Source organism: Ruoffia sp. FAM 24228 (assembly GCF_045528575.1).
In the GTDB taxonomy this organism is placed as follows: Bacteria; Bacillota; Bacilli; order Lactobacillales; family Aerococcaceae; genus Ruoffia; species Ruoffia halotolerans.
The window spans coordinates 1-1,789 of sequence record NZ_JBGQQZ010000127.1 but is presented as its reverse complement, the minus strand read 5'-3'; the positions used below and the strand labels follow the sequence as shown (position 1 = coordinate 1,789).

The window sequence follows — 1,789 nt, the reverse complement described above, 5'->3', positions numbered from 1 at the left end:
TTTTACCTCTGTGTCTTAATTTACGGATAGCGCCTCGATTACCGGTTGATAAACCAGGCTCATCGAAGTCGCCACGATAAATTGCACGATAGATAGTATTATAACTGATTTTATTTTTGGAATTTTCGGTTCTATAATATATGACGTTGGTGAGAAATCACTGGCGTCTTTTTTTGTCTCAGAAAATAGAAAACAAGTGAGTTCTCCTGTAGAATAATAGTCGACAAAAACCAAATATCCATAGGAGGAACTCACTTGCCTACATCAAATGATATGCAAAATGTACTAGATATTCAAGACAAAAACATGATTTTCGAAGATAACTGCGTGTCTTATGGGATACACAAACAAAAGAAATGTAAATTTATAGACTGTACATTGACTTATATTCCTACGGAATGTAAGAAATGTCAGGAACCAAACAAGGACTTCTCTATCTATAAAAATGGGACTCAGACTTCTAGAATCACTTTTCCAATATCTGGCATTTACCCGACCTATCTTAGAGTGAAAAAGCAGCGGTTCAAGTGTACATCTTGTGAAGCAACATTTACTGCGGAAACACCGATTGTAAAAGAGGCGTGTTTTATCTCTAATTTTATCAAAGCAGAAATACTGGCGAAGTCAGCTGATGCTCGTTCGATCAAGAGCTTGGCAGAAGAGACGAATGTCTCTTCCACAACGATTCAAAGAATCATCAATGAACAGGTGAAGTATTATCGACCTTACTATCATTCATTGCCGGAGAACTTGTCTTTTGATGAGTTTAAGTATGGTAATGGGCAAATGGCTTTTGAGTATATTGATGTCGTAACAGGAACGATACTAGATATTTTAGAAAGCAAAGATACTCGTACAATCAAAGATCACTTCTGTTCTCGATACAGCCAAAACCAGAGAAATCAGGTCAAAACGATTACGACAGACATGAATGCCAGTTACGTCAGCTTCATCCCTGAACTGTTTCCAAACGCTGATATCATTATTGATCGATTTCATATCGTTCAGCTCGTGAACCGAGCGATGAACAAAACACGCGTAAAAGTCATGAATCGACTTCGAACGTCCAATGGAGAAGACCAAAAGAAGTACAGACGACTCAAACGCTTCTGGAAGAAACTACTGAAGAAAGAGTCCGAGTTGTCTTATACTACCTATCAATACTTTCCCATGTTCGGACAGCGTCTGGAATCAGCAATCGTTTCTGAGATGTTGGCGTACGATCCAGAACTAAAAGCAACTTATACAATGTATCAAGCTATTCTTAAAGCCGTCGAACACAATGACTCAAAACAGTTAAGAACTGTTTTAGATCAACCCGCTTCTCCTGAACTATCTGGATACATGAAAACCAGTTTAAAGACGTTGCGCGCTCATTTTCCTCATATCCAAAACACCTTCTATTATCCTTATAACAATGGAAAGATAGAGGGAATCAATAACAAGATCAAAGTATTGAACCGGGTAGCCTATGGTTACGGTAACTTTATTCATTATAAAAATCGCATTATCCTGCACTTCAATTTAAAACCAATCAGAAATAAAATCAAAATGATAGAAAAAGAAAGAGAACATACAGCAGCGTAAGCTCGTTGTACATCCTCTTCCAAAATCTATTATTATTTGACTTTATTCTTTACCAACGTTGTTTGACAGAGAACCTTATTATCAATCAAAACCAAAGAAAGACGAATCAGAACTTGAAGAAGTAGTCGCTGAAGAATTTATCCGCAGCCGAAAGGCCTACGGCTCAAGAAAAATAAAAAAAGCCTTATCAAAACGAGGCATT

The 1,789-nt window shown here is 37.3% G+C and carries 1 protein-coding gene and 1 pseudogene; both read left to right on the top strand.

What is annotated here, in order from left to right:
• Positions 1–273 precede the first annotated feature (273 nt).
• Positions 274–1,587, top strand: coding sequence for an ISL3 family transposase (locus ACEN33_RS12215; protein WP_235888841.1), 1,314 nt, complete (start codon positions 274–276; stop codon positions 1,585–1,587).
• A gap of 76 nt (positions 1,588–1,663) precedes the next feature.
• A pseudogene (locus ACEN33_RS12210) lies at positions 1,664–1,789 on the top strand (IS3 family transposase); the annotation flags it as partial.

Bases quoted from the DNA above. Each gene is read 5' to 3' on its own strand.
- ACEN33_RS12215 (WP_235888841.1), top strand. From the start codon at position 274: ATGCAAAATGTACTAGATATTCAAGACAAAAACATGATTTTCGAAGAT.